Origin of the sequence: Cyanobium sp. BA5m-21 (assembly GCF_024346235.1) — a bacterium.
Taxonomy (GTDB): Bacteria; Cyanobacteriota; Cyanobacteriia; order PCC-6307; family Cyanobiaceae; genus Cyanobium_A; species Cyanobium_A usitatum.
This window is the reverse complement of the sequence record NZ_JAGQCO010000092.1, coordinates 1-5,161: the sequence shown is the minus strand read 5'-3', so window position 1 is coordinate 5,161 and position 5,161 is coordinate 1. Positions and strand designations below refer to the sequence as shown.

The window sequence follows — 5,161 nt, the reverse complement described above, 5'->3', positions numbered from 1 at the left end:
CTCTTGGGGCCGGCTCTGGGATGGGGCGTAGATCTCCAGGAAGCCACCGGCGGGCCAGGGCACTCGCCAATGGCTGGCACCAAGCCCCTGCAGGGGAACTACCGCCAGCAAATCGGCGTAAAACCTGGCTAGTGCTGGGGGATTGTCTGCAGCCAGCACCAGGGAGCTGCTCAGGTTTTGGGTGTCTTGCATCGTTTTTATTGATTGTCTAAAAAGTCTGCAACGGCTAGATCGGGGCGACGCAGCAGGGCAAAGATGGTGCCGGCATTGCCACGGCACAGCCTCAGCTCCTGGGTGAGCACGGTGATGTCGAGCCAGGCTGGAAAGCTTTGCTGCACTTCACGTTGAAGCTGTAAGCGTGTGGTGCCAAGCCGGGGACCGCGCCAGCCACCGCGCTGGAAGCGAACCTGCACCCGCTGCTGTGGAGTTGAGCTGTTATCGCCAGGGCTTGATTCGAGCTGGATGCTGGCCTCTATAGCTATGCCACCCAGGCCGGCCAGCTGCCCTGGCGGCCTCAACAGATTCAGGGCGCGCCCCCGGGATGGAGCCAGGATCTGCAGGTTCTCCAGCCATGGCACAGCCTGGAGATAGGGCTGGCTGCTGCTGCTCCAGCGCAACTCCCAGACCCCCTCCAGCAGTTCGAGGGCACCTGGGCCGGCGAGATCTACTGGAGAGGTGAGCTCGAGCTCGAGAATCAGCTCCCGTACCCGCGCTCCCTGGCGTTGGGCTTCCCCCCTGGCGCCACTACGCAACAGGGCCAGCAGCTCCTCTCTTGCTTTCAACATCTGGGCCGGCCGGCGTCTTTACAGTCAGTTATAGTTCTTGAAATTCCTCAACACTCATGACCGAATCCACCGCCCGCTTCGGATTTGTTGCTTTTGCTGAGACCTGGAACGGCCGCTTGGCCATGATGGGCTTTGTGATTGGTCTTGGCACCGAGCTGCTCACCGGCCAAAGCATCGCTGCCCAACTGGGCCTGGGCTGATTGCCAGAGCTCATAGTCACTGGTTTTTACCAGTAATTTTAATCCCTAAAATAAAAGCCCGAAGCTACTGCTCCGGGCTTTTTTTATGGAACAGTTGGCTAGATCTAGCTAGCTGGCTTCGAACTGTAATAGAAGCCACCATTCACTCCAGTTTGACTAACTACGGTGCATTGAGTTGCAACCCGCCATAGGGCGCGATGGATAGGAGTGGGGTCGTAGCGAACTAGCTCGGGAAAACGCTGCTTGAGCAAGGCGTTGGCCCGCCAGGCGTTGTAGTGAGGGATTCTCGGGTTGATGTGATGGCACACATGGGTTGAGCCGATGCCGTGATGCAGCAGATTGAGCAGGGGGCCATAAGGACGATCCACCGTCTGTAGAGCACCTTTTGCCCAATTCCAGTCGCTGGTGGAGAAGTGGGGAATATCGGTATCGGTGTGCTGTAGCCAGGTGTAGCTAACTAACCAAGCGTTGACCACCAGATAGGGCAGGCCGTACACCAGTAGCACTCTCGCCGGGGAGAAGTGGATGGAAGCCCACACCAGTACCGCAACCATCGCCAGCAGGCCGAGGTTTGAGATCACCATCAGGCGACGGCAGGAGTCGGGAAATAGCTGGCGCCCACCGTTGCGGAAGGGTGCAGCCGTAGTGAAATGGGAGGTGGGGCTGCCGTACTCTTCGCCGCCGGCAACACCAAACATCAGGTAAAGGGGCCAACCCAGCACCAGGTGGGTGAACAGGGAGGCCACGCCGTAGAGGCCCTGGCCCAGCTGCCGTCTTGTTCCAGCCACGAAGCGTCCCGAGCTGGAATCGGAGCGAGGCGGCACATGGGTTTCACCTGCCTCGAGGTGGTTGCAGTTGGCGTGGTGCACGGCATGGCTGCGCTGCCAGCTGAAGTAGGGCACAAGCAGCAAGCTGTGAAGCACAAATCCCACCACCGCTTCGACGCGGGGGTTGGGATGGAAGGCACGGTGACCGCACTCATGGGCAATTACCCAGCAACCTCCCGCCACTGTTCCAGTGACCACGGCGTAGAGCAGCCAGAGGGGTGCAGCGCTGAGCTGCAGGGGGATCAGGGTTCCCACGCCATAGGCCAAAACAGATAGGCCCAGGGACATGGCCAGACTTCCCCAGGCTTTAACCGGGTTGATCTGGGTTAACTCAGAGGGCAGGCAGGCAAGCAGCTCAGCTTTGCTGGGATAGGTGGCTGCTGGCGTGGCGACCTGCGCGGTGGCTAGGGACGGCAGGGAAACAGGTGGAGTCAATGAAGCTGCCGCAGGGCAAGGGGGAATGGAAGCGGCCCCGAAAGGCTTCTGAGACAATAGGTATTTGCACCCTGCTGCGGCGGCGCTGCAGGCACATTCACTCAACCCTGAAGGTCACGGCCATCACTGCGGTGATGTCCTTCTCGATTGTGCGGGTGTCGTAGGAGCCGCTGTCACTGGTCTCCGTTGAGTTGGGGGAGGTGATCTGGAACGAGCCGGTGTCGGCGTTTGTGATCGCACCGATGCCGGCGCCGGCTTCCGAGGCTATGGCCCGCGCCCTCGCCCGGGCGTCCTTGGTGGCCTTTGCCAGCATGTCGACCCGCTTCTCCGCAAGCTTGGTGTAGGTGTAAGCCGGCTCGTTGATCGTGAGAGGCACGCCCTTGCCGATCAACTGCCCAATCTGACCGGAGATTTTATAGATCTTGGCGACATTCCAGCTGCCGATCAGCACTGCTTGGGTGCTGGTCCAGGTGGTGGAGCGCAGCTCCCCGGTGCGGGGATCGCGCACTTCCTGCTTTTCCGATTTAACCGAGTCGAGCTCCATCTCGTCGGCCTCGATGCCCTGGGCCTTGAGGAAGGCCACTGTTTGCTCTACTGCAGGCTGCAGCCCTTGGTATGAAGCTTGCTGGCTGGCCCCGCTCTGGGAGACCTTCACCGACCAGTCGACGTAGTCGGATGTAATTCGCTCGGTGCTGGCTCCAGTAACTGTGATGGTGTCGTTGGCGTTGCGGATGCCCCTCACCATGACGCCACTGGCGGTGGTGAGCCCGATTCCAAGCACCGCCATGGCAAACACCAGTGTTGGTGTCCGCTTGAGAAACATCCAGCTGCTGAGCGCCCAACTCTGCATTTTCATTCGTCTTGGAAGCAGCTGAATTCAGCCTATTGAGCTGTCGCTTGCCTGTCTCAAAGCTGTTAGTCGAAGGGATATTCGTAGACAAGGGTGAGGCCAAGGCGCTCGGCGTTGGCGCGGTCGCGGGCGATGTTGGCACCAGCGCCCTAATTACACTTAGTGCCTCAAGGCATCCCGATGGGCACTCAAAAACATCTCCTGCTCCCGGCTGAACGGCCGGATCAGATTCGCGCCTTCGATGCCCCAGCAGCGCAAGGCCTCCCCTGCTGCCTCGTGCTGCCAGATCAGCTCGCCGACTGAATCGAAGCTGATCCAGTGGCGATCAAATAGCTTGTCCACATGAGGGGAGAGCAGCAGGCCATTGGCTCCGCTCAGCCGTTCGCTGTTGTCGCAGGATCGCCAGGGTTTGATGTGGCTCGCCACCAGGAACTGCTGCCGCGATAAGCCCGTGACCCGGCAGGCCGGCTCCAGCTCCGCCACCCGATGGCGAAACAACCCCTGTCCCAGCCGCGCCTTGGTAAGCGCATCGCGCTCGGTGCTGCTTGGCACCTCCCGCAGCCGCTGCATGTCATCAAGCAGAGCCTCGGTGTAGGCGCCCTCTTCCGCCAGCACCACCAGATGCACCCGCACCGCTGCATCGGCGTGGTCTTCGATCAGCTTCAGCAGCAACAACCCCAGCGTTTCGCTCAGCCCGGCCAGGTACACCCCCTGATTGCCTCGGCCTGTGCTGGTACTGATCGGGCTGTGGCGATCGGGCAGCAGCGGCTGCAGCAGCTCAAAGAAGGTCTTAGGCACCAGGGCCTGGCGCAGCGGCTGCCAGTTCACCCGCACCAGCCAGCCCTCCTGGCTCCAGTTCTCCCCCGCTGAGCCGAACTCCGGCGGCTTGGGTGCCGTGATCGCCGCCGTTTCCACCAGGCCCAGCTGGCTGATCCGCCCATTGGCATAGCTGAGCACCACATCCCCCCGCTGGCAGCGGGTGAGGTTGTCGTAGCTCACATTGCGGGCGCCGTTGGCATTGGCCTTCGGCGACCAGATGTAACCGCCGTCGGTTTCCTGCCGGTAGGTCTGTTTGTGGTTAACCCACCAGTAGGAGGGCATTGATCCTGGCTGGGCTTTGACCTGTTGTAACCCATAAAAACGGCCGGGGCTTACTGGGGATCCCCCCAGTAGCAGCAGGGTGCAGGTTGATGGGAAAGGGAACGAGCCGCTTGATGGTCGCGTAGGGGAACTCTGTAGAGAACCCACGACCAACAACCATGGCCCCTGTAGTCAAACCTCCTGGACTGATACAGCGCTATCGGGAATTACTTCAGACACGCCACTACGCGCGCCGCACGGTGAAGACCTACGAGCAGTGGCTGCGGCGGTTTCTGCGCTTTCATCACCTGCGCCACCCTCGGGAGATGGGGAGCCACGAGGTGAATGCCTTTCTGAGCCACCTAGCTGTGGAGGCGCAGGTGAGTGCCTCCACTCAGAACCAGGCACTGGCGGCGTTGCTTTTTCTCTACCGAGATCTGTTGGAGCGCGAGCTGGAGCTCGATGGGGTGGTGCGTGCCCGGACGCGTCAGCGGGTGCCGGTGGTGCTCAGTGAAGGCGAGGTGAGGGCGGTACGGGAACGGCTGGAGGGTGAGCCTGCGCTAGTGGTTGGGTTGTTGTACGGCAGTGGTCTCCGGCTAATGGAGGCACTGAGGCTGCGGGTGAAGGATCTGGATTTCCAGCGGCGGGAGCTCGCCGTGCGCGATGGAAAAGGCGGCAAAGATCGGATGACGATGGTGCCCCAGAGCTTGGTGCCTGGGCTGCAGGAGCATCTGGAGCAAGTGCGCCAGCTGCATCGAAGCGATTTGGCGGCTGGTTGGGGCCGCGTGTTGATGCCCTATGCCTTGGCCCGTAAGTATCCGAATGCCGAGCGGGAATGGGCGTGGCAGTGGGTGTTTCCCCAACAAAAGCGATGGTGCGACAAGGAATCTGGTGTGCAGGGGCGACACCACATCGATCCGAGCGTGGTGCAGAAAGCTGTGAAGCGGGCACTGCTTGAAGCCGGTGTAACCAAGGCGGCCAGCT

6 protein-coding genes and 1 pseudogene are annotated in these 5,161 nt (G+C 61.1%); 2 read left to right on the top strand and 5 right to left on the bottom strand.

Features of this window, described 5'->3' with window-relative positions; all coding sequences use genetic code 11:
* Positions 1 to 192: pseudogene (locus KBY72_RS14295) on the bottom strand (VOC family protein); the annotation flags it as partial.
* 5 nt (positions 193 to 197) lie between these two features.
* Positions 198 to 785: a PAP/fibrillin family protein gene (locus KBY72_RS14290; protein WP_254993857.1), complete on the bottom strand. Its 588-nt coding sequence runs from the start codon at positions 783 to 785 to the stop codon at positions 198 to 200.
* Between the two features lie 56 nt (positions 786 to 841).
* Here KBY72_RS14290 and KBY72_RS14285 point away from each other — a divergent pair, with 56 nt between their 5' ends.
* Positions 842 to 985 carry a chlorophyll a/b-binding protein gene (locus tag KBY72_RS14285; RefSeq protein WP_254993856.1) on the top strand — a complete coding sequence of 48 codons (144 nt, stop codon included), beginning with the start codon at positions 842 to 844 and terminating at the stop codon, positions 983 to 985.
* A 104-nt stretch (positions 986 to 1,089) separates the two neighbouring features.
* Here the strand turns inward: KBY72_RS14285 and KBY72_RS14280 are convergent, their stop codons facing one another.
* From KBY72_RS14280 to KBY72_RS14270, 3 genes are all read right to left on the bottom strand, one after another.
* Positions 1,090 to 2,247, bottom strand: coding sequence for a fatty acid desaturase (locus tag KBY72_RS14280; RefSeq protein WP_254993855.1), 1,158 nt, complete (start codon positions 2,245 to 2,247; stop codon positions 1,090 to 1,092).
* A gap of 97 nt (positions 2,248 to 2,344) precedes the next feature.
* A complete protein-coding gene (locus tag KBY72_RS14275) occupies positions 2,345 to 3,103 on the bottom strand; it encodes an SIMPL domain-containing protein (RefSeq protein WP_254993854.1) in 759 nt (252 codons plus the stop codon).
* A 153-nt stretch (positions 3,104 to 3,256) separates the two neighbouring features.
* Positions 3,257 to 4,198, bottom strand: coding sequence for an HNH endonuclease (locus KBY72_RS14270; RefSeq protein WP_254993853.1), 942 nt, complete (start codon positions 4,196 to 4,198; stop codon positions 3,257 to 3,259).
* A 158-nt stretch (positions 4,199 to 4,356) separates the two neighbouring features.
* On the opposite strand from KBY72_RS14270, the gene KBY72_RS14265 reads away from it, so the two are divergent.
* Positions 4,357 to 5,161, top strand: an 805-nt coding sequence (locus KBY72_RS14265) for an integron integrase (RefSeq protein WP_254993852.1), incomplete at its 3' end; no start/stop codon positions are given.